At 33.0% G+C, this 21,309-nt stretch carries 22 protein-coding genes; 12 read left to right on the plus strand and 10 right to left on the minus strand.

Annotated features, from left to right (window positions below; all coding sequences use genetic code 11):
• Positions 1–70: 70 nt before the first annotated feature.
• From def to mazG, 4 genes are all read left to right on the plus strand, one after another.
• Complete coding sequence (def, locus tag ASF10_RS15520; RefSeq protein WP_056250782.1) at positions 71–661, plus strand: peptide deformylase; 591 nt, start codon at positions 71–73, stop codon at positions 659–661.
• A gap of 65 nt (positions 662–726) precedes the next feature.
• The gene (locus ASF10_RS15525) at positions 727–1,209 is read left to right on the plus strand and encodes a DUF5606 domain-containing protein (RefSeq protein ID WP_056250785.1); all 483 of its coding nucleotides are present in this window, start codon (positions 727–729) and stop codon (positions 1,207–1,209) included.
• A gap of 234 nt (positions 1,210–1,443) precedes the next feature.
• Positions 1,444–2,223, plus strand: a complete 780-nt coding sequence (locus tag ASF10_RS15530) for a carbonic anhydrase (protein ID WP_056252191.1) — start codon at positions 1,444–1,446, stop codon at positions 2,221–2,223.
• 98 nt (positions 2,224–2,321) lie between these two features.
• Complete coding sequence (gene mazG / locus ASF10_RS15535) at positions 2,322–3,092, plus strand: nucleoside triphosphate pyrophosphohydrolase (RefSeq protein WP_056250786.1); 771 nt, start codon at positions 2,322–2,324, stop codon at positions 3,090–3,092.
• Here the strand turns inward: mazG and ASF10_RS15540 are convergent, their stop codons facing one another.
• The gene (locus tag ASF10_RS15540; RefSeq protein WP_056252193.1) at positions 3,093–3,773 is read right to left on the minus strand and encodes a Crp/Fnr family transcriptional regulator; all 681 of its coding nucleotides are present in this window, start codon (positions 3,771–3,773) and stop codon (positions 3,093–3,095) included.
• Between the two features lie 205 nt (positions 3,774–3,978).
• On the opposite strand from ASF10_RS15540, the gene ASF10_RS15545 reads away from it, so the two are divergent.
• The 8 genes from ASF10_RS15545 to ASF10_RS15580 all read left to right on the plus strand — a co-directional run bounded on the left by ASF10_RS15545 (position 3,979) and on the right by ASF10_RS15580 (position 12,710).
• Positions 3,979–6,363: a heavy metal translocating P-type ATPase gene (locus ASF10_RS15545; protein WP_056250788.1), complete on the plus strand. Its 2,385-nt coding sequence runs from the start codon at positions 3,979–3,981 to the stop codon at positions 6,361–6,363.
• Between the two features lie 118 nt (positions 6,364–6,481).
• Complete coding sequence (gene ccoS, locus ASF10_RS15550) at positions 6,482–6,673, plus strand: cbb3-type cytochrome oxidase assembly protein CcoS (RefSeq protein ID WP_056250789.1); 192 nt, start codon at positions 6,482–6,484, stop codon at positions 6,671–6,673.
• Between the two features lie 2 nt (positions 6,674–6,675).
• A complete protein-coding gene (gene ccoN / locus ASF10_RS15555) occupies positions 6,676–8,862 on the plus strand; it encodes a cytochrome-c oxidase, cbb3-type subunit I (protein WP_056250792.1) in 2,187 nt (728 codons plus the stop codon).
• A 6-nt stretch (positions 8,863–8,868) separates the two neighbouring features.
• A complete protein-coding gene (locus ASF10_RS15560; protein ID WP_056250794.1) occupies positions 8,869–9,063 on the plus strand; it encodes a CcoQ/FixQ family Cbb3-type cytochrome c oxidase assembly chaperone in 195 nt (64 codons plus the stop codon).
• Between the two features lies 1 nt (position 9,064).
• On the plus strand, positions 9,065–10,003 hold the full coding sequence (locus ASF10_RS15565) for a cbb3-type cytochrome c oxidase N-terminal domain-containing protein (protein WP_056250795.1): 939 nt from the start codon (positions 9,065–9,067) through the stop codon (positions 10,001–10,003).
• A 12-nt stretch (positions 10,004–10,015) separates the two neighbouring features.
• Positions 10,016–11,434: a cytochrome c oxidase accessory protein CcoG gene (gene ccoG / locus ASF10_RS15570; RefSeq protein ID WP_056250797.1), complete on the plus strand. Its 1,419-nt coding sequence runs from the start codon at positions 10,016–10,018 to the stop codon at positions 11,432–11,434.
• A gap of 13 nt (positions 11,435–11,447) precedes the next feature.
• A complete protein-coding gene (locus ASF10_RS15575; protein WP_056250800.1) occupies positions 11,448–11,897 on the plus strand; it encodes a FixH family protein in 450 nt (149 codons plus the stop codon).
• Between the two features lie 111 nt (positions 11,898–12,008).
• Positions 12,009–12,710 (plus strand): sulfite exporter TauE/SafE family protein, encoded by a 702-nt coding sequence (locus tag ASF10_RS15580; protein WP_056252195.1) that lies wholly within the window; start codon positions 12,009–12,011, stop codon positions 12,708–12,710.
• Here ASF10_RS15580 and hemN read toward each other — a convergent pair.
• From hemN to prfB, 9 genes are all read right to left on the minus strand, one after another.
• On the minus strand, positions 12,707–14,068 hold the full coding sequence (hemN, locus tag ASF10_RS15585) for an oxygen-independent coproporphyrinogen III oxidase (RefSeq protein ID WP_056250802.1): 1,362 nt from the start codon (positions 14,066–14,068) through the stop codon (positions 12,707–12,709). The two genes, ASF10_RS15580 and hemN, sit on opposite strands and share 4 nt — an antisense overlap.
• A gap of 118 nt (positions 14,069–14,186) precedes the next feature.
• Positions 14,187–14,663: a hypothetical protein gene (locus ASF10_RS15590; RefSeq protein ID WP_056250805.1), complete on the minus strand. Its 477-nt coding sequence runs from the start codon at positions 14,661–14,663 to the stop codon at positions 14,187–14,189.
• A 114-nt stretch (positions 14,664–14,777) separates the two neighbouring features.
• Positions 14,778–15,125 carry a hypothetical protein gene (locus tag ASF10_RS15595; protein ID WP_056250808.1) on the minus strand — a complete coding sequence of 116 codons (348 nt, stop codon included), beginning with the start codon at positions 15,123–15,125 and terminating at the stop codon, positions 14,778–14,780.
• Between the two features lie 119 nt (positions 15,126–15,244).
• Entirely contained in the window at positions 15,245–15,667 is a 423-nt protein-coding gene (locus ASF10_RS15600; RefSeq protein WP_056250810.1) for a DoxX family protein, read from the minus strand.
• Positions 15,668–15,786: 119 nt separating this feature from the next.
• Positions 15,787–17,415: an acyl-CoA carboxylase subunit beta gene (locus tag ASF10_RS15605; protein WP_056250813.1), complete on the minus strand. Its 1,629-nt coding sequence runs from the start codon at positions 17,413–17,415 to the stop codon at positions 15,787–15,789.
• A 238-nt stretch (positions 17,416–17,653) separates the two neighbouring features.
• On the minus strand, positions 17,654–18,652 hold the full coding sequence (lpxD, locus tag ASF10_RS15610) for a UDP-3-O-(3-hydroxymyristoyl)glucosamine N-acyltransferase (protein WP_056250815.1): 999 nt from the start codon (positions 18,650–18,652) through the stop codon (positions 17,654–17,656).
• Between the two features lie 107 nt (positions 18,653–18,759).
• On the minus strand, positions 18,760–19,311 hold the full coding sequence (locus ASF10_RS15615) for a DUF1697 domain-containing protein (protein ID WP_056250818.1): 552 nt from the start codon (positions 19,309–19,311) through the stop codon (positions 18,760–18,762).
• Between the two features lie 67 nt (positions 19,312–19,378).
• Entirely contained in the window at positions 19,379–19,825 is a 447-nt protein-coding gene (msrB, locus tag ASF10_RS15620; protein ID WP_056250821.1) for a peptide-methionine (R)-S-oxide reductase MsrB, read from the minus strand.
• A 90-nt stretch (positions 19,826–19,915) separates the two neighbouring features.
• A protein-coding gene (gene prfB / locus ASF10_RS15625; protein WP_117611387.1) for a peptide chain release factor 2 occupies positions 19,916–21,014 on the minus strand; the annotation gives its coding sequence in 2 pieces (ribosomal slippage) (positions 19,916–20,950 and positions 20,952–21,014; 1,098 coding nt in all).
• Positions 21,015–21,309 lie beyond the last annotated feature (295 nt).

Raw genomic sequence — 21,309 nt, forward strand, 5'->3', positions numbered from 1 at the left:
TATTTTTGCCAGCTGAATTATGAGAACTAAATTCAGGAGTTTCAGTAGATAATACATTAAAATAATACAAATGATTTTACCAATTGTAGGATATGGTGATCCTGTTTTAAGGAAAGTGGGTGAGGCAATTGTGCCAGAGTATCCAAACTTAAAAGAAACAATAGCAAACATGTATGAAACCATGTATAACGCTTTCGGAGTTGGACTGGCCGCACCGCAAGTGGGTATACCAATTCGTTTGTTTGTTATTGATACTACTCCTTTTAGCGATGATGATGATCTGCCTTCAGAAGAGCAAAAAGAATTAAAAGGTTTCAAAAAAACTTTTATCAATGCTAAGATTGTTAAGGAAGAAGGTGAGGAGTGGAGTTTTAACGAAGGTTGCCTGAGTATTCCGGATGTTCGCGAAGATGTTTATAGAAAACCTACCGTGACAATAGAATATTGTGAAGAAGATTTTGTAATGAAAACAGAGGTTTTTGATGGTCTGATTGCAAGAGTTATTCAGCATGAATATGATCATATCGAAGGGGTTTTATTTACAGATAAAATATCTTCTTTGAAAAAACGTTTGATTCAAAAGAAATTAAAAAACATTACCGAAGGCAAAACATTTCAGGAATATAGAATGAAATTTGCTGCCGCTAAAAAAGGGAGATAATTGATCTGAAAGTACGATCAATAAAAATATAATAAATCAAATTCTTAATACTAATTTTAATAAACATGAATTTAGAGAAAATTTTAGCCATTTCCGGGAAACCGGGTTTATATGTATTGAAAGTGCAAACTCGTACAGGCTTTGTGGCAGAATCATTGACAGACGGAAAAAAAATTACTGTTAACTTAAAAAGTAACGTAAGTTTATTATCAGAGATTTCTATTTATACTTACGACGGAGAAAAACCATTGACAGAAGTAATGCAGCGTATTGCTACTAAAGAAAACAAAGGTCAGGCAATTTCTCATAAAGAAGATAACGCTAAATTAGCAGCATATTTTAAAGAAATTCTTCCTGATTATGATGAAGAAAGAGTTTATCCTTCTGATATTAAAAAAGTATTAAACTGGTACAACACACTTCAGGCAAAAGGTTTGGTTACTGATTTAGCTCCGGCTGCTGAAGTTACTGAAGAAACTCCGGTTGTTGAAGAAAAAACAAAAAAAGCTCCAGCTGCTAAAAAAGCAAAAGCTAAAAAAGAAGAATAGTAGTTTACTGCATTCAAAATATTAATCCTGTTAAGATGATTCTTAGCAGGATTTTTTTTGCCCTAATAATAATTTATGATTTTTTTGGAATTTAAATTAAATTTAAAATTTACTTTTGTAGGAAAATATTTATTTAAATTTTCTGTCTCAACTTTTTAGTTCTTAAATGATAGTTTGATGATATAAAAGGAAATATAGTAGATGTTTTTCATAAAAATTAATTTAAACAAAAAAATGAAAAAGATTACAACAAAAGTTTTAATGGGTTGTGCAATGGTTATTCTTATGGGATGCGATAATAACAAATCAGATAAAAAGACAGAAGAGGAGCCTAAAAAACACTGGAATTACGACGGAGAAACGGGACCTGAGCATTGGTCAGAAATCGATCAGAACGATTGCGGAGGAAGCGCACAATCGCCAATAGACATTGTAGAAACGCAAAAGGATGGAACTTTAAAACCAATTGATTTTCATTATAGCCATGAAACAAAAATACATGATGTTGTGAATAATGGTCACTCTATTCAATTTGATTTTGAAGAGGGAGATTATATAATTCTTGACGGAGATCAATATAATCTGGTACAATTTCACTTTCATGAACCTGCAGAACACACCATTAGAGGCGTTAGATATCCATTAGTGATTCATATGGTTCATATGAATAAAGAAGGAAAATTTGCCGTCGTTGCAATTATGGCAACAGAAAGTAAAGAGAACAATGAAACTTTTGATTTTCTTGACAAATTTTTGCCAGTTAAAGTCAATGAAAGTATTCAGGTTAAAGAAGTATTCGATTTAAATAATGTCCTTCCAGAAAATAAAACGTATTATACGTACACAGGATCCCTTACAACTCCGCCTTGTACAGAAGGAGTCCAATGGTTTATATTTAAAACTCCGGTAGACGTTTCGTTAAAAATGATTGAGGATTTAAGAAAAATAATGCCGGTTAATAATTTTAGAAATGTCCAGCAATTAAACGGACGTATAATTAAGGAATCAATTTAGTATTATTATAAAAAAAGAAGATCATATGATCTTCTTTTTTCGTTTTAGACATTTTAATTCATAAAATAAATTAATTTTGATTTAATAAAAGAAAAAAAATGAGCAAAGAACTTCAACTTAAAGCTTTCGAGAGATTATTGATTATCATGGATGAGCTTCGTGAGCAATGTCCATGGGATAAAAAGCAAACATTGCAAACGCTGAGACATCTTACTATCGAAGAAACTTATGAGCTTGGAGATGCTATTTTAGATAATGATCTAAATGAAGTAAAAAAAGAATTAGGGGATTTATTACTGCATATCGTTTTTTATGCGAAAATAGGCTCTGAAACAAATGATTTTGATATCGCTGATGTCTGCAATGAAATTTGTGATAAACTAATTCATCGTCATCCCCACATTTATAGTGATACTGTAGTTAAGGATGAAGAAGAAGTAAAGCAAAATTGGGAAAAATTAAAACTTAAAGAAGGCAAAAAATCAGTTTTAGAAGGTGTTCCAAGAAGTTTACCGGCATTGGTAAAAGCAAGCCGAATTCAGGATAAAGTAAAAGGTGTAGGCTTTGATTGGGAAGAACCAAATCAGGTTTGGGATAAAGTACAAGAAGAATTAGAAGAACTGCAAGTAGAAGTACAATCCGGAGATCAGGATAAAATTGAAGCTGAATTTGGAGATGTTTTATTTTCTATGATAAATTATGCCCGTTTTCTAAATGTAAATCCTGAAGACGCTTTAGAGCGTACCAATAAAAAATTTATTAAGCGTTTTCAGTATCTGGAAAGCAAAGCAGGCGAACTGGGTAAACCATTAATGGATATGACTCTGGCTGAAATGGATGTGTTTTGGAACGAAGCTAAAAAACTATAATTATTCGGCCATTTTTTTTAATGCCTTAACGTTTTTAAGCATAATTTTTTTACCTACTAATTCAATCAAATCCAATTTATTAAAATCAGATAATAATCTAATACAACTTTCTGTAGCAGTACCAATAATTCCTGCCAGTTCTTCTCTTGTAAGCTGAACTTTCAATGTTTTATCATCGTTTTCACCAAAAGCGTCATGCAAATGCAGTAAAGTTTCGGCTAAACGTTGTTTCACCGTTTTTTGTACCAAAGCAATTTTATCATTTTCAGATTCTTTCAAATCTTCACATACAGATTGCATTAAGTTCATCGAGAACTGATTATTGTTATTAAAGAAGTGTAAGATTTCAGTTTTCGGAATAAAGCAAACTTCCATGTCTTCGACAGCTTTTGCAGATAAATTTGCAGGTTCGTTGCTAATCATAGAACGCTGTCCTAAAAGCTCTCCTGATTGTACCAATTTTACGATTTGATCTTTTCCGTTGGCACTTAATTTTGAGAGTTTTCCAACACCATCTTTTACACAAAAAACACCGTTGGTGATTTCTCCTTCTTCAAAAATAGCTTCTCCTTTTTTTATTTTGTAAGTAGTTTTACTATTAGCCAATTTTACAACTTCGTCTTTATTAAGAGCTTTAAGAGATGAAAGTTGTCGTACGATGCATTGATCACATTTATTCATGGCAAAAATATTTGGTGCAAAATTAACCATTATTCAATAGATAGGCGCTATTATCCTTAGAAAAAACGCACAAAAAAACTATTATTTCTATTTACCCATTTTTATTTGCCTAAATTTAGAATCCGATTTCATTATAATATGATAAATATCATTTTTATAATCTCTCGTTTTTACAACTTTTGTCGTATCAAAAAAAACAAATTTTATGAGTGAGCAAAGTTGTTTTCATTGTGGGTTAACCATTGTTAAAAATGAAGAAATCAATTTTGATGAAAAAAAGTTTTGTTGTACCGGATGTAAAACCGTTTACGAAATTTTTAGTCTTCATGATTTAACATGCTACTATGATTTTGAAAAATCACCCGGTGCTACTCCGCAAGATATTCAGGGTAAATATGACTTTTTAGATAATGAGGCTATTTTGTCAAAATTATTAGAATTTCAGGAAGCAAATACTTCAATAGTTTCATTAAACATCCCTCATATTCATTGTAGTTCTTGTATTTGGATTCTTGAAAACCTAAATAGAATTCAATCAGGAATAAGTGTTTCCCAGATTAATTTTCCTGAAAAACGAGTTCGAATTACCTTTAACTCAGATCTTGTTTCCTTAAAAACTATTGTTTATCTCTTAAGTTCAATAGGTTATGAACCTTATATTAGTTTAGAAAACTACGAAACAGGTAAAACAAATGTAGATAGAACTCTGACTTATAAATTAGGAGTTGCATTTTTTTGCTTTGGAAATATTATGCTGTTATCCTTTCCGGAATACTTTGAAATCAAAGAATTCTGGTTAGATAATTACAAACCATTTTTCAGGATTCTAATTTTTATTTTGGCTCTGCCAAGTTTTTTATATTCAGCAAGTGGTTATTATGTTTCTGCTTATAAAAGTATAAAATCAGGAATGCTAAATATCGATATTCCAATTGCTTTAGGGATAATCGTAATGTTTGTTCGCAGTACTTTTGATATTATAATGAATTATGGATCAGGTTTTTTTGACAGTTTAACAGGTTTAGTATTTTTTATGCTGCTTGGAAAAATGTTTCAGATAAAAACCTATAGTTTTTTAAGTTTTGAAAGAGATTTTAAATCCTATTTTCCCATTGCCGTTACCAGAATAAATCCGGATGTATCAGAAGAAAGTGTTCCCATTTATGATATTATAAAAGGAAATAGATTACTGATAAGAAATCAGGAACTTATTCCGGTAGATGGTATATTGATAAGCGAAAAAGCTGAAATTGATTATAGTTTTGTAACCGGTGAAGCAGTTCCCATTACTAAAAAATCCGGAGATAAAGTTTTTGCGGGAGGCAAGCAAATTGGTAAAGTAATTGAAATGGAAGTATTGCATTCTGTCTCACAAAGTTATCTTACCCAATTGTGGAGTAATGAAATTTTCCAGAAAAAAGTACTTCAAAAGCATAAAACCATTACAGATGCAATAAGTCGTTATTTCACTCCTATATTATTGCTAATTGCTTTTGCAGGTTTCGGGTATTGGATTTTTATTGATGCCAATACAGCCTTTAATGTTTTCACTGCCGTTTTGATTGTCGCTTGTCCATGTGCGCTGGCACTTACTGCACCATTTACTTTCGGGAATATTTTAAGAATAATGGGCAAACAAAAAATGTATCTAAAAAATGCATTGGTAATCGAACAATTGGCAAAAGTTGATACTATAGTTTTTGATAAAACCGGAACAATTACGACCAACAAAAAGTCGAGTATTACTTATGAGGGAAATACGATTTCTGATGAAAACTATGTTTTGATAAAGAATGTGCTTCGCGGATCAAATCATCCTTTGAGCCGTATTTTATATGATTTTTTAGAAGATTCAAAAAGAATAAAGGTTGATGATTTTCAGGAAATAACCGGAAAAGGAATTCAGGCTTTAGTTGAAAATAAAATTATTAAAATAGGTTCAGCAGCCTTTGTGGATAATTCAATTTTAGATTCATCTGAAATTGAAAGAACCGCACTTCATATTAAAATTGATAATCAGTATATAGGTAAGTTTATTTTCCAGAACCAATATAGGGAAGGTCTCGAAAAGTTATTTTTAACGCTTAGTAAAAGCTATACTATAAAAGTGCTTTCAGGTGATAATGACGGAGAAAGGGCTAATCTTGAAGCTGTATTACCAAAAGGTACAGAACTGATTTTTAATCAAAAGCCAGAACAAAAACTAGATTTTATTAAGGAACTTCAGGATAAGGGGCAAAATGTAATGATGGTAGGAGACGGGCTAAATGATGCTGGTGCATTAGCGCAGAGTAATGTTGGAATTTCGATCTCTGAGAATGTCAATGTTTTTTCTCCTGCATGTGATGCAATTTTAGACGCTTCAGAGTTTTCTCGATTAGATTATTTTCTAAAATTGTCTCATAAATCGATTTTAATAATCAAAATGAGTTTTATTTTATCACTTCTTTATAATCTGGTAGGACTCTCATTTGCCGTCACTGGTAACCTGCTTCCCTTGGTAGCAGCGATTATTATGCCATTAAGTACCGTTACAATAGTGAGTTTTGTTACATTAACTTCTAACTATTTCAGTAAGAGTAGTTTATAGTCATTATGTGTAATTTTGAAGGAATTTTTTTATATTTTTAACAAATATCCTCAATCATGATAATTATCATATTTTAAAAGCCTTTAACTTTCTAATTTTGTTAACATAAATTTAAGGTATGAGTGTCATTTATCTATTGATTTCAGTAAGTATTTTCGTAGCAATTTGTTTTTTTATTGCCTTTATCATAGCTGTAAAATCAGGACAGTATGATGATGATTATACTCCTTCGGTCAGAATGCTTTTTGATGACGAAACAAAAATTACTCCCCAAAATAATAAATCAACAACAGAAGAAAAACAAGTATAATTATGGAAATGGAACAGTTTTATTACGACAACAAAATTGTAAAAAAGTTCATTTACGCCACTATTCTCTTTGGAGTAGTAGGTATGTTAGTAGGTCTGACCCTAGCGGTTATGTACCTTTTTCCCAACATCACAGATGGTATTTCGTGGCTTAGCTACGGTCGATTACGACCTTTGCATACCAACGCTGTAATTTTTGCCTTTGTTGGTAATGCCTTTTTTGCGGGAATGTATTATTCCCTCCAGCGATTGCTAAAAGCCAGAATGTTTAGTGATTTCTTAAGTAGCTTACATTTTTGGGGCTGGCAGCTTATTATTGTTGCAGCAGCAATTACATTGCCTTTAGGATATACTTCATCAAAAGAATATGCTGAGTTGGAGTGGCCTATTGATATCGCGATAGCTCTTATTTGGGTCGTGATGGGAATCAATATGATAGGAACAATGTTACGTCGTAGAGAGCGCCATTTATATGTAGCGATTTGGTTTTATTTAGCCACATTTGTTACAGTAGCTGTTTTACATATTTTTAATAATATCGAAATTCCGGTATCAGCCTTAAAAAGCTACTCGGTTTATGCCGGTGTTCAGGATGCTTTAGTACAATGGTGGTACGGACATAATGCAGTTGCGTTTTTCCTGACAACCCCGTTTTTAGGATTAATGTATTACTTTATCCCAAAAGTAGCTAACCGTCCTATTTATTCTTATAGATTATCAATCATTCACTTTTGGTCTTTGATATTTATTTACATCTGGGCAGGACCACACCACTTATTATATTCAGCTTTACCAAACTGGGCTCAAAATTTAGGTGTTGCATTTTCAGTAATGCTTATTGCTCCGTCTTGGGGTGGTATGATTAACGGACTTCTGACTTTAAGAGGTGCCTGGGACAAAGTTCGTGAAGAACCGGTTTTAAAATTCTTTGTGGTAGCCATAACTGGTTACGGAATGGCCACTTTTGAAGGTCCAATGCTTTCGCTTAAAAACGTAAATGCTATTGCGCATTATACAGACTGGATTATTGCACACGTTCACGTAGGAGCTTTAGCATGGAACGGATTTATGTCTTTTGGTATTATTTATTGGTTGATTCCACGAATGACAAAAAGTACATTGTTCTCTAAAAAATTAGCAAATTTCCATTTCTGGATCGGTACGTTAGGAATTATTTTATATACGGTACCAATGTATGTTGCAGGTTTTCAGCAAGCATCAATGTGGAAACAATTTAACCCGGATGGCACATTAACTTATGGTAACTTTCTTGAAACAGTAACTGCAATTATGCCATTATACTGGATGAGAGCAATTGGAGGTACTTTCTATTTAATAGGGATGTTTACATTAGTTTACAACATTATAATGACAGTTAAAGCGGGTGAAACAATCGAAGATGAATTGGCTCAGGCGCCTGCTTTGCAAAGAATTAGCAAAAACAGATTAAGCGGAGAAAAATTCCATACCTGGTTAGAAAGAAAACCAATTCAGTTGACCATTTTAGCTACAATCGCTATTTTAATTGGTGGAGTTATTCAAATTGTGCCAACGATTATGGTTAAATCTAATATTCCAACAATCTCAAGTGTCAAACCCTATACACCGTTAGAACTTGAAGGACGTGATCTATATATTAGAGAAGGTTGTGTGGGTTGTCACTCACAATCCGTTCGTCCTTTTAGAAGTGAAGTGGAACGTTATGGACCACAGGCAAAAGCAGGTGAGTTTGTTTATGATCACCCGTTCCTTTGGGGATCTAAACGTACAGGACCGGATCTATTGAGAGTAGGTGGGAAGTATAATGATAATTGGCACTTTAACCATTTCTGGAATCCTCAAAGTATTTCTGCCGGTTCTATAATGCCAGGATATAAATGGTTGTTTGATAACGAACCAATGGATATTTCCTTAACACAAAAGAAAATGCAGGTTATGGTTACTCTTGGAGTTCCTTATACAGAAGCTGAAGTGGCAAATGCTCAAAAATTATTAAGAGCTCAGGCAATTACAATCGAGAAGAATTTAGAAAACGATCCTGATTTCGTGAAAAGTTATGAGGAAAGTAAGAAAAAAGCAGCCGCAAAAGGTGAAAAATTCATCCCGATGAACGAAAGAGAAATTGTTGCTTTGATAGCATATATACAAAGACTGGGAACTGATATAAAAGTAAAAGAGACCTCTAAATAACAGCATATGTTTGAACAAATAAAACACAATATGGAAAACATATCGGGTATTGAAGTTTACCCGATACTTTCTCTCTTAATATTCTTTTTCTTCTTTGTAGGATTAGGCTTTTGGGTATTTACATACAGAAAAGAAAAAATTAAGGAAATGAGTGAAATACCTTTAGATGAGGAGTATAGTATAATTTCAAAAGATAATTAAAATGAAAAAGTTTTTCCCAGTATATATAAGAGTACCGCTGATTTTCTTTATCGTCTTTGCTTTGATGGAGTACTTTATAGATTCAGGTGACAGACCTGCTTTTATAAAATATCCAATGGTTTCTGTTTTTTTGTTTGTCTTCTTATTTATTTTGATTGCCATCGAAATTACATTAAATGCAGTCAATCGTATTATGTACCAATTGATGTCACCAGAAGAAAAGGCAAAACTAGAGTACGAAAACAGTTTAAGTTTAACAGAGAGTACATGGTATAAAGATTTAATGCATAAGCTTACCAAAACAGAACCTATAGAAAAAGAAGGCGATCTGTTAATGGATCATGATTATGATGGTATTAAAGAATTAGATAATAATTTACCGCCATGGTGGGTATATTTATTTTATATCTGTATTGTTTTTGGAGTAATTTATTTTGCACGTTACGAAGTTTTTGGTGGAGACGATCAGGAAATGGAGCTTAAAAAAGAAATGGCTCAGGCAAAAATTGATGTAGACGAATACCTTAAAACGGCACCTGATTTAATGGATGAAAAGACAGTTGTCTTATTAACGGATCCTGAAAGTTTAGCTGCAGGAAAAGAAATATTCACAACAAATTGTGCAGCTTGTCACCGTGCAGATGCTGGTGGACAAATTGGTCCAAACCTTACTGATGATCGTTGGATTTTGGGCGGAGGAATCAAAAATCTTTTCCACACCATAACAAATGGAGGAAGAGACGGAAAAGGAATGATTGCCTGGAAAGGAACTTTAAAACCTAAGGAAATTCAAAAAGTAGCGAGTTATATTTTATCCTTACAAGGAAGTAATCCAAAAGATCCAAAAGAATCAGAAGGAGAAATTTGGGTAGATGAAAATGCTACAGCAAAAGATGCTACAACAAGTACATCAGCAGATAGTACTCAAGTTAAAAAATAATTACAACAAATCATGTCAAATTTACCAGACGAAGCTTTTAGAGATACCATTGGAACTATTGATGAAGGAGGTAACAGAAAATTTATTTTTCCTAAAAAACCGTCTGGTAAGTTCTATGAATATCGAAAAATAGTCAGCTATATATTATTAGCTATTTTAGTTGCAAATCCATTTATAAAGGTAAACGGAAATCAATTTATGCTGTTTAATGTTATGGAACGGCGTTTTAATATTTTTAGTTTTCCATTTTGGCCACAGGATTTCTATCTTTTTGTGATCTCAATGCTAGTTGGTATTGTCTTTATAATTTTATTTACCGTTGTATTTGGCAGGATTTTTTGCGGATGGATTTGTCCTCAGACGATCTTTCTCGAAATGATTTTTCGTCGAATAGAATATTGGATTGATGGAGATCGCGGAGCTCAATCACGCTTAGCACGACAAGAATGGAACAGTGAAAAAATACGAAAGAGATTAACTAAGTGGGTCATATTTTTTGTCATTTCGTTTGGTATCGCCAATGTTTTTCTGGCGTATTTGGTAGGTAGTGACCAATTGTTTTTAATGGTTGAACAAGGACCAATCCAGCAATCCAGTAATTTTATTGCGCTGCTAATTTTTACAGGAGTTTTTTATTTTGTTTTTGTTTGGTTTCGGGAACAGGTTTGTATTATCGCCTGTCCTTACGGAAGATTACAAGGCGTACTTTTAGATGATAAATCTATTAATGTAGCCTATGATTTTGTTCGTGGAGAAAAAGAAACAGGTCGTGCAAAATTTAATAAAAAAGAAGAAAGAGCGACAACAGGAAAAGGAGATTGTATTGATTGTCACCAATGTGTTCATGTTTGCCCAATGGGAATTGATATTAGAAACGGAACACAGTTAGAATGCACAAATTGTACTGCTTGTATTGATGAATGCGATACTATTATGGAAAGCGTAGGCTTGCCAAAAGGTCTTATTCGATATGCTTCTGAGGATGAAATTGTTAAAAAAACACCATTTAAGTTTACTGCCAGAATGAAAGGCTACACAGCTGTTTTATTTATTCTATTAAGTGTTTTTGTTGGAATGTTGTTTTTGCGAACCGAGGTTCAGGCTGTTGTTTTACGTTTACCCGGACAATTGTTTCAACATAAAGGCGATATGATCAGTAATGTTTACACGTATAAGATCGTCAACAAAACAATAAAAGATTATCATGATATTCATTTTGAACTAATTGATCAAAAAGGTAATATCATAAATGTAGGGAACCAACATTTTAAAGTTTTAAAAGAAGGAATTTCGCAAGGAACATTATTTATAGAAATTGATCAGGCACTTCTTGAAAGTGATAAAACCAAAGTTGAAATTGGACTTTATAATGGTAAAGAATTACTGGAAACTACTACAACTAATTTTTTAGGACCACGAAGTTTTAATTAAAAAATATAATATTATGAAAATAAATTGGGGAACCGGAATTGTCATTGCATTTGCATTATTTATGACTTTTATTTTATATTTTGTTTTTGAAGTACAGTCAAATAGTAAATACGATAATGACTTAGTTGTTGAAGAATACTATAAACACGATTCGCATTTTCAGGATGAAATGGCCAGAATTCAGAATGCTCATGATTTAGCGCAAGGCCCTTCTATTAAATATACTGAAAGCGGTGTAAAAATAGCTTTTCCTGCAACTTTTGAAAATGATAAAGTAAAAGGGAATGTATCATTATACCGACCTTCAAATAAAAAATTTGATTTTGAAACGCAAATTGCCTTAACAAATTCAGCTTTACTTATTCCGCAAAAGAAACTGATTAAAGGACGTTGGGATGTTAATATGGAATGGGAGTATAAAGGAACTAAGTACCTTTCGAAAGAGGTTATTTACGTAAATTAAATTATACGTTAAAAAAAATATATTTTTCTGCCACAGATTATAATGATTTTTAAAGCCATTTTTTTAAATCATTTTAATTTTAATCTGTGGCAAAAGATAAAAACTATAGTAATGTTATACTCAGCTTTTATATTAGGACTTATAAGTAGTTTACACTGCATAGGAATGTGTGGTCCAATTGCTATGATGTTACCTGTAGATCATCAAAATGAAGCTAAGAAAATTAGTCAGATCGTTACTTATCATTTAGGAAGACTGACTGCATACGCAACTATCGGACTCATTTTTGGATTATTGGGACGAGGGTTTTTTCTGGCAGGATTACAACAAAAAATGTCTGTCTTTATTGGTATAATAATGATTATTGTGGTTTTGATTCCTGAAAAGGTTTTTTCGAAATACAATTTTTCAAAACCGGTCTATAAAATTATTTCAAAAGTAAAATCAAGTTTAGGAAATCAGTTTAAAAAGAGAACCTATAAATCGCTTTTTACAATAGGATTATTAAACGGGTTTTTGCCTTGCGGAATGGTTTATGTAGCTCTATTTGGTGCAATTGCCATGCAAAGTGCCAGCTTTGGAGTTTTATATATGATTCTCTACGGATTGGGAACTGTACCTTTAATGACAATTGTTGTTTACGTACATTCATTAATAAAATTGCCTTTTAGAAATAAAATCCAAAAGGCGATTCCATATGTAGCTATCGTAATAGGTGTTTTATTTATCCTTAGAGGACTTGGATTGGGGATTCCTTATATTTCCCCATCAAATATGAGTTTGTTTGTACAAGGAACTCCTAACTGTCATTAAACTGTCATAGAGAATAAGTTTGTCTCTGGTGATCTTCTTTTTAAATGTAAATCAAAAGCCATACAGATATTTCGAACAAAAGGTCTTCCTGATTCCGTAATCCTGATTTTATCGTTTTCAATTATAATCAATTGATCTTTTTCTATTTCTTTTAGGTTTTCCAGAACTTGTTCAATTTCCTTAAAATATAATTCATTACTCCAGGAAGTTTCAAATTCACATGTTAAGTTTAGTATGTGTTTTCTAATAATCAAATCTTCTTCGCTAAGTATATGACCTTTTACAACAGGCAATTTATCATCTTCTAATAATTGATAATATTCTTCTATGCTTTTTGTGTTTTGAGCAAAACTATACCAGCTATCACTTATAGATGAAACACCTAAACCAATCATAAGTTGTGTTTTTGAAGCACTATATCCCATAAAATTTCGATGCAATTCTTTGTTTGCTGTTGCTTTATACAAACTGTCAGATATTAAAGCAAAATGATCCATCCCAATTTCGTGATATCCATTTTTAGAAAGCATTTGTTTTCCCGTTTCGTATAGTTTTCGTTTTTCAGCATCTTTGGGAAGGTTCTCTTCATTAAACCCGCGTTGTCCGTTTCCTTTTATCCATGGTACATGAGCGTAGCTGTAAAATGCCAGACGATCCGGTTTTAAAGAATTTGTTTTTTCGACCGTATCAATTACGTTGTCAATGGTTTGAAAAGGAAGACCAAATATAATATCATGACCTATTGAAGTGTAACCAATTTCTTTTGCCCAAAATGTCACTTTTGCTACATTATGAAAAGGCTGGATTCTATGAATAGCTTTTTGAACTTTTTCGGCATAATCCTGAACTCCAAAACTAACTCGGCGAAAGCCTAAATCATAAAGCTTTTTAAGTTGTTCATAAGTTGTATTGTTAGGATGACCTTCAAAACTAAATTCGTAGTTATTAGCTTTGTTAGCTTTAGAAAGTATGCCGTTTATAAGTAATTCTAAATTATTTATTGAGAAAAAAGTTGGAGTTCCTCCTCCTAAATGTATTTCTTTTATTAGTGGTTTTTGTGGTAATAAATTGCAATATAAATCCCATTCTTTGAGAACGGCTTTTATATAGGTTTCTTCAACCGAATGATTTTTTGTAATTCGTTTATTGCAGCCACAAAAAGTACACATGCTTTCGCAAAATGGCAAATGAATATATAAACTAATTCCGTTTTGAGAATTACTTTCTGAAAATGCTTTCTGAAAAGACGTTATCCATTTTTGATTTGTAAAATCGCCCTCGTTCCAGTACGGAACTGTTGGATAACTCGTATATCTGGGACCTGGGACATTGTACTTTTGAGTCAGTGAGATTTTCATAAAGTCGGATTTTGTTTGTTTCAAAATTAGAATTTATGAACTACACATAAAATGACAAATATCATGTATTAACCAAAAAAAAGAGACTCACTAGGAGCCTCTTTTCTGAATTAAATAACTAACGTGAAATAGAATCTTGGATGATTTTAAGCCATTTCTTTGCAAACTGATGATCTTGATAGACACTTATTTGTTTGATGCGGTCATCGTCAAAATCATAGAATGGAATTATAATTTTTTTAGAAGTTTCTTTGTCCTGAAATTCAAAATCAATTTTTACAATTGTGTCAGAAGGTCCTTCGGTCGTTGGAACTAACTTGCATGATGTGACACTTTTTAAATCCAGATAAGTAGATTCTTGTTGATTTGGATTGAAATTCATCAAAATAAATCTTCGGTTTTTTTGATCTATCGTAAGCGTTTTGTTGCTTTGAGATTCAGTTAAATCAAAATCCTCCGGATGCGTTGGACTGAATTTCTTTTTTATGTTTAAAATTTTTGATTTGTTTGCGGCGCTTGTTCTTGCCGAAAAATAAATAGGAATGGCTACTATGATCGCAATCACAATACCAATTATGGTTACACTTGTTTCCATTGTGTTTTTTAAATTTGATAAATTATTATGAAATATGACGCCGTTTCCAGATTAGAAAACGCTTCGTCTTGTTTAGGAAAAAGTATTTTTCCTAATTAATATGTCATAATTTGTCTACCAAAAAAAATGGAAGGGATAGAGCATTAAGAGGAATTTTTTGCTCTGAGTTGCAAATTGATTTGCAAAATTCGATGTTGATTTTACAGCTTTGTGCTGAGGTAGTACCATTAATAACGAATCAAACCATTTAACTAAAATAGATGGATTGGTCTTTATATTGGCAGCAAATTGATAGCTTGCCTGTGGTTGAATAAAAGCTAATGAATCAGCATGATCGATAGAAAAATTCGTGTCTGTTTTTTGAGATTCAGTTATTTGTATAGCAGAATCGTTTGCCTGAGCAGCAAAAAAAGCAATTATCAAAAGTGATACAAAAATAACAGTTTTACGAATCCAATTCATGGTGGCGAATTTAGCTCATAAAATACAATTAAAGAAATTTTAAAGAATTAATTAACTTTTAAAGGACTGTTATTATTTATCCTCAATATTCAGGTGAGAATTATTGAGGATAAGAGGTGTTATTGTTGCATTTTGAAATAGTAATCAGCTGAATGTTTTCCACTTCCATAAAATAAAAAGAAAACACAGACTAAAAGTACTACTATTGCCAAAATTAAACTTTCAGAGTGCATATGTCCCATGAAATTTATAAGAATTGCTCCAAATAGTATGGGTAATTGAGCGGCAATCGCCCAACGTGTAAGTAATCCAAAAACAATCATAATTCCTCCAATCATATGGGCTGGTGCAATGTAATGCAAAAGAAACATTCCGCCGCCAAATTGATCAATTGGAGAGATTAAATCATGTAAATACTGAACGTTTGTTACAAATGAAATTCCCTTTATAAATAAAAAAACGCCCAAAATAATACGTACTAAATCTACAGGTAAATAAGTGTGCGAATTTGCCCATTTATTTAAGCTTTTTACATTTTCCATGATACTACGTGATTAAAAATTACATATAAAGTTAGTAATTTTTAATCACATGTATCTTTTTAAGTGTTTGAAATTGAGATTTTTGTATTTTTTTAACGCATCTTGAGAAAATTAAAATGCTAAACCTGAATTACACCCAGATTAAAAGCTTTTTGAATAGGAGCATGATTGGCAGCCTCGATTCCCATAGAAATCCAGGTACGGGTATCTAAAGGATCAATAATCGCATCTGTCCATAATCTTGAAGCAGCATAATAAGGCGAAGTTTGTTCGTCATATCTTGCTTTAATTTTATTAAATAAGTCGGCTTCTTTTGCTTCATCTACAATTTCTCCTTTTGCTTTAAGCGAAGATGCTTCAATTTGTGCCAAAACTTTTGCAGCCTGAGTTCCGCCCATAACGGCAAGTTCTGCACTTGGCCAGGCAAAAATTAACCTTGGATCATAGGCTTTTCCGCACATGGCGTAGTTTCCTGCTCCATAAGAGTTACCTACAATTACTGTAAATTTTGGAACTACAGAATTACTCACGGCATTTACCATTTTGGCACCATCTTTTATAATTCCTCCATGTTCAGATTTTGATCCAACCATGAAACCGGTAACATCTTGTACAAAAACTAACGGAATTTTTTTCTGATTACAATTAGCAATAAATCGGGTTGCTTTATCTGCACTATCAGAGTAAATAACTCCACCAAATTGCATTTCGCCTTTTTTGGTTTTCACTACCTTTCTTTGGTTAGCAACAATTCCTACTGCCCAGCCATCAATTCTGGCGTAACCGGTAATAATAGTTTGTCCGTAACCATCTTTGTAAGCTTCAAACTCAGAATTATCGACCAAGCGATTGATGATTTCCATCATATCATATTGTTCGTTTCGGGCTTTTGGCAGAATTCCGTAGATATCCTTAGGTTCTAAAGCGGGTTTTTCAGATTTAATTCTGTTATAGCCGGCTTTATCATAATCGCCTATTTTATCTACAATATTTTTTATTTTGTCTAAAGCATCTTTATCATCTTTTGCCTTATAATCAGTAACACCAGAAATTTCGCAATGCGTTGTAGCACCACCCAGAGTTTCATTGTCAATCGTTTCTCCAATTGCTGCTTTTACCAGGTAGCTTCCGGCAAGGAAAATACTTCCTGTTTTGTCAACGATTAAAGCTTCGTCACTCATAATAGGCAAGTAAGCACCGCCAGCAACGCAACTGCCCATTACGGCAGCAATTTGTGTGATTCCCATACTGCTCATTTGAGCATTATTTCTAAAAATACGACCAAAGTGTTCCTTGTCAGGAAATATCTCATCCTGAAGCGGTAAATAAACACCTGCACTGTCAACCAAATAAATAATTGGCAATCTGTTTTCCATTGCAATTTCCTGAGCGCGAAGATTTTTCTTCCCGGTTATAGGAAACCACGCACCGGCTTTTACAGTCGCATCATTAGCAACAACGATACATTGTTTGCCTCTTATGTATCCTATTTTAATTACGACACCACCAGATGGACATCCGCCATGTTCAGCATACATTCCGTCTCCAACAAATCCTCCAATCTCAATACTTTTTGCACCTTCATCTAATAAATATGCGATACGTTCCCGGGCTGTCATTTTGCCTTCGGCATGTAATTTTTCGATTCGCTTTTCGCCTCCGCCTAATTTTACTTTGGCAAATCGTTGTTTTAAGTCAGAAAGTAATAATTTATTGTGATCTTCGTTTTTATTGAAGTTTAAATCCATGATATATTGTGGTTTTTGTAAAATAGTGTTGGCTAATTTACAAAATCAATTGAAACCCACATAATAAAATATAAAGTCATACGAAATTAAAAAGTAGGATTTATAAATGCAAAATATTTGCTTTCGCGGAAGAAGTAAAGAGGGGGTAATCTGATTTAAATTTAAATGATTTAGATTTATCAGAAACAAAAAAAAAACAGAAGCGAACTTCTGTTTTCTATATAAATTGTATGTTGTTTTATTTTTTAGAATCGCAAACCATTCGTTTTAGAATTGCCCATTGTTTTAATGCGTCACGAGCTTCAACAGCAGGATATCCTAACATTGTTTTTCCGGCAGGAATATCACCAACTACACCAGAACCTGCACCAACGATAGCCCCATCGCCAATTGTGGTATGATCTTTTATAGAAGCGCTTCCGCCAATAATAACACCATTTCCTAACGTTACAGAACCAGCTAAACCGCTATTTCCAGCCATAATACAAAACTTACCTAATTTACTGTTATGACCTATCTGAACTAAATTATCAATTTTGCATCCGTCTCCAAGAATTGTTGAACTAAATTTTCCACGATCAACGCAAGTATTTGCTCCAATTTCAACTCCGTTACCTATAATTACATTACCAATTTGCGGAATTTTTACTAGACCTTTTTCACTACAAGGACGAAAACCAAAACCGTCAGCACCAATTGTTGCGTTAGGATGAATAATACAGTCTGTACCTATATGACAACGTTCACGAACTACAGCTCCTGACCAAATGATCGTATTTTTACCAATAGTACATTCGTCTAAAATAGTAACATTAGGATAGATAGTAACATTTGCACCAATTTCAACTTTTGGACCAATATAGCAACCCGCACCAATTCGCGCACCTTCACCAATAATTGCTGTTTCATCAACGTTTGCTGATTTATGAATATTATTGCGAAATACAGGAGTAGGGGGAGCAAAAAGAGCTAGAATTTGAGACATTGCCAAATCAGCATTTTTTACTTTAATAAAAGCACGGTTTTCTCCAGGTTCAATTGAAATGTCTTCGTTAACAACTGCAATTGAAGCTTTTGATCCTTCCCAGAATTTTTCATATTTTTTATTTCCTATAAATGAAATTTCTGAAGTAGTAGCTTTTTCTAATTGCTCTGTTGCAGTAATGCTCTGAGAAGTGGTGCCATAAATTTCACCTTTTATAACTTCGTTAATTTCTTGAATTGAATAGGATTTCATCGAATGAATTTAATTGATTGGGTTAATTTTCGCCAAATAAAATCAATTAGATTTGAATTACCTAATATTTTTTTTGAGTTTGTTAAAAAGTATTTAAAATAAGGCTTCTAATATTGTAAAATTAACATTAAATCTATTAATTTGTTAATTGTTTTCCAGTTTCTGGTGGTTGCTTTAACATTCAACTTATTCTCGATTATAGTATTGCTGAGTTTTGAATTTCCTCCGGGATTAGCATATATAATATATAGTACTTTGTTGATTGTTATGTGTTTATCGTTTTGGAAATCAATCTTTTGAAAATTGTCAAGATCACTAGTTGTTGGCTTTTTTGATAAAAAAGTAACATACGGCTGAGTTGGATCGCTTAAATTATGATCTGGATCTGGATTTTTTTCGACACATTTTTGAAGTTCTTCGAGAGTCAGAACTAAAACGGAAACCTGATAACCAAAATGTTTTTCTATACAATTTGCGATCTGATTTTCTAAATCTGAAATATTAGTAAGATTACTAGTAAAAATAATATTGCCACTCTGTATATAAGTGCTAATGTTTTCTATGGGAAGTTCTGCTAAAATAGTTCTTAGTGATTCCATCTTGATTATTTTGTGCCCGCTAATATTAATGCCGCGCAAAAAAGCAATGTAGATTTGCATTGTTCTAAAAATTTAAATTAGAATAAAAAAGCGATTCACTTTTATAAAGGAATCGCTTATTTTGGTATTATTCTTTAATTTTCGAAAGAGAAATTGCGTTGATGCAATAACGCAAACCACTTGGTTCCGGACCATCAGGAAAAACATGTCCTAAATGGGCATCGCAAGTATTACAAACGACCTCAACACGAATCATTCCGTATGATTTATCTGCATGGTAAGCAATAGCATTTTCTTTTAGTGGTTGTGTAAAAGACGGCCAGCCAGTTCCTGATTCAAATTTTTCGCTTGCATCAAAAAGCAAAGTGCCACAACATTTACATTCATAAATTCCAGGATCGAATAAACTGCAAAGTTCAGAACTAAAGGATATTTCTGTGCCTTTTAATCGTGTTACCTGAAATTCTTCCGGCGTTAAAAGTTGTTTCCATTCTTCCGGTGTTTTTTCCACCCTTTTGTCAGGAGTTGGATTTCCTTTATTCGTAAAACGAATTATATCTGCCCACTTAATCATAGTATTTTTATCTTTTAGTTTACAGTTCTCAGTCTCGGTTTACAATTGTTTCCTCTACTGAGACTGTAAGCTTCGACTGAAAACTAAAATTTATTCTTCCTCTCTTTGCCCCATCATCATTAAAAATGCTTTTAGGAAAGGATCAATATTTCCGTTCATAACGCCATCAACATCGCTGGTTTCATAGCCTGTACGAACATCTTTTACTAATTTATAAGGTTGCATTACATAATTACGTATCTGCGAACCCCATTCGATTTTCATTTTTCCGGCTTCGATATCAGCGCGTTGTGCCTGCTGTTTCTTCAACTCAATTTCGTACAACTGAGAACGTAACATTTGCATGGCACGTTGTCTGTTATCTTGCTGCGATCTGGTTTCAGAACACTGAATCTGGATTCCGGTTGGTTTGTGTACCAATTGTACTTTGGTTTCAACCTTATTCACATTTTGTCCTCCGGCTCCACTGGAACGAGAAGTTGTAATTTCGATATCTGCTGGATTAATGTCAATTTCGATACTGTCATCAACAAGCGGATAAACATACACAGATGCAAATGAAGTATGGCGTTTGGCATTACTGTCAAAAGGAGAGATTCGAACTAAGCGGTGTACGCCGTTTTCTCCTTTTAAATATCCAAAAGAATAATCTCCCTCAAACTCAAGTGTAACGGTTTTTATTCCGGCAACCTCACCAGCCTGAAAGTTTAGTTCTTTTATTTTAAAACCATAGCTTTCTCCCCACATCATATACATACGCATAAGCATTCCGGCCCAGTCGCAACTTTCGGTTCCGCCGGCTCCGGCCGTAATTTGTACAACGGCACTTAAACTATCGCCTTCATCAGAAAGCATGTTTTTGAACTCGATGTTTTCAATATGAGCTTGTGTTGTATTATAATGCTCGCTTAATTCTTCTTGAGAAAGTTCCCCTTCTTTATAAAAATCATAGGCAAGCTGCAATTCATCTGTAAGTTCGATTGCTTTGTTATAATCTTCGATCCATTTTTTCTTGTTTCGAAGGTTTTTTACAATGACTTCAGCTTCTTTTGCATTGTTCCAGAAATCTGGAGCAAAGGTTTTTTCTTCTTCGTTGGCAATTTCAATTAGTTTGGCATCAACGTCAAAGATACCTCCTCAACGCACCAAGGCGCTCCACAATACCTTTTATTTGTTCGGTAGTTGTCATAAATTAATAGTAGTTTATTTGTTTTGAATATTACGTTGATTACTTAATTGTAAAAAGAACTCATTGAGTAAAAACGTCATTTTTGTAGCACAAAAATAAGATATAGTTTTTATATTATCACATTAATTTTAACATATAAAAAAGAATGCAAAAAAGTGTTTAGCATCAAATAATTGTATCTAGAATATAAACAAATACAACTTAGATAAAGATTCTTTCTCTAAACTGCATTTTGAAATTCCGGAATATAAAAGTTATAAAGAAGTGATTTGATCTCAGGAAGCTTTTGCTAAAG

Source organism: Flavobacterium sp. Leaf82 (genome assembly GCF_001422725.1).
Classification (GTDB): Bacteria; Bacteroidota; Bacteroidia; order Flavobacteriales; family Flavobacteriaceae; genus Flavobacterium.

What these genes read in the sequence shown, in the direction of transcription:
- ccoN (WP_056250792.1), top strand. Translation starts at nt 6,676, where the DNA reads ATGGAAATGGAACAGTTTTATTACGACAACAAAATTGTAAAAAAGTTC.
- ASF10_RS15615 (WP_056250818.1), bottom strand. Translation starts at nt 19,311, where the DNA reads ATGCAAATCTACATTGCTTTTTTGCGCGGCATTAATATTAGCGGGCAC.
- ASF10_RS15575 (WP_056250800.1), top strand. Translation starts at nt 11,448, where the DNA reads ATGAAAATAAATTGGGGAACCGGAATTGTCATTGCATTTGCATTATTT.
- mazG (WP_056250786.1), top strand. Translation starts at nt 2,322, where the DNA reads ATGAGCAAAGAACTTCAACTTAAAGCTTTCGAGAGATTATTGATTATC.
- def (WP_056250782.1), top strand. Translation starts at nt 71, where the DNA reads ATGATTTTACCAATTGTAGGATATGGTGATCCTGTTTTAAGGAAAGTG.
- ccoS (WP_056250789.1), top strand. Translation starts at nt 6,482, where the DNA reads ATGAGTGTCATTTATCTATTGATTTCAGTAAGTATTTTCGTAGCAATT.
- ccoG (WP_056250797.1), top strand. Translation starts at nt 10,016, where the DNA reads ATGTCAAATTTACCAGACGAAGCTTTTAGAGATACCATTGGAACTATT.
- ASF10_RS15545 (WP_056250788.1), top strand. Translation starts at nt 3,979, where the DNA reads ATGAGTGAGCAAAGTTGTTTTCATTGTGGGTTAACCATTGTTAAAAAT.
- msrB (WP_056250821.1), bottom strand. Translation starts at nt 19,825, where the DNA reads ATGATTAAGTGGGCAGATATAATTCGTTTTACGAATAAAGGAAATCCA.
- ASF10_RS15605 (WP_056250813.1), bottom strand. Translation starts at nt 17,415, where the DNA reads ATGGATTTAAACTTCAATAAAAACGAAGATCACAATAAATTATTACTT.
- ASF10_RS15565 (WP_056250795.1), top strand. Translation starts at nt 9,065, where the DNA reads ATGAAAAAGTTTTTCCCAGTATATATAAGAGTACCGCTGATTTTCTTT.
- ASF10_RS15560 (WP_056250794.1), top strand. Translation starts at nt 8,869, where the DNA reads ATGTTTGAACAAATAAAACACAATATGGAAAACATATCGGGTATTGAA.
- ASF10_RS15595 (WP_056250808.1), bottom strand. Translation starts at nt 15,125, where the DNA reads ATGAATTGGATTCGTAAAACTGTTATTTTTGTATCACTTTTGATAATT.
- ASF10_RS15590 (WP_056250805.1), bottom strand. Translation starts at nt 14,663, where the DNA reads ATGGAAACAAGTGTAACCATAATTGGTATTGTGATTGCGATCATAGTA.
- ASF10_RS15600 (WP_056250810.1), bottom strand. Translation starts at nt 15,667, where the DNA reads ATGGAAAATGTAAAAAGCTTAAATAAATGGGCAAATTCGCACACTTAT.
- ASF10_RS15525 (WP_056250785.1), top strand. Translation starts at nt 727, where the DNA reads ATGAATTTAGAGAAAATTTTAGCCATTTCCGGGAAACCGGGTTTATAT.
- hemN (WP_056250802.1), bottom strand. Translation starts at nt 14,068, where the DNA reads ATGAAAATCTCACTGACTCAAAAGTACAATGTCCCAGGTCCCAGATAT.
- ASF10_RS15540 (WP_056252193.1), bottom strand. Translation starts at nt 3,773, where the DNA reads ATGAATAAATGTGATCAATGCATCGTACGACAACTTTCATCTCTTAAA.
- ASF10_RS15580 (WP_056252195.1), top strand. Translation starts at nt 12,009, where the DNA reads ATGTTATACTCAGCTTTTATATTAGGACTTATAAGTAGTTTACACTGC.
- ASF10_RS15530 (WP_056252191.1), top strand. Translation starts at nt 1,444, where the DNA reads ATGAAAAAGATTACAACAAAAGTTTTAATGGGTTGTGCAATGGTTATT.
- lpxD (WP_056250815.1), bottom strand. Translation starts at nt 18,652, where the DNA reads ATGAAATCCTATTCAATTCAAGAAATTAACGAAGTTATAAAAGGTGAA.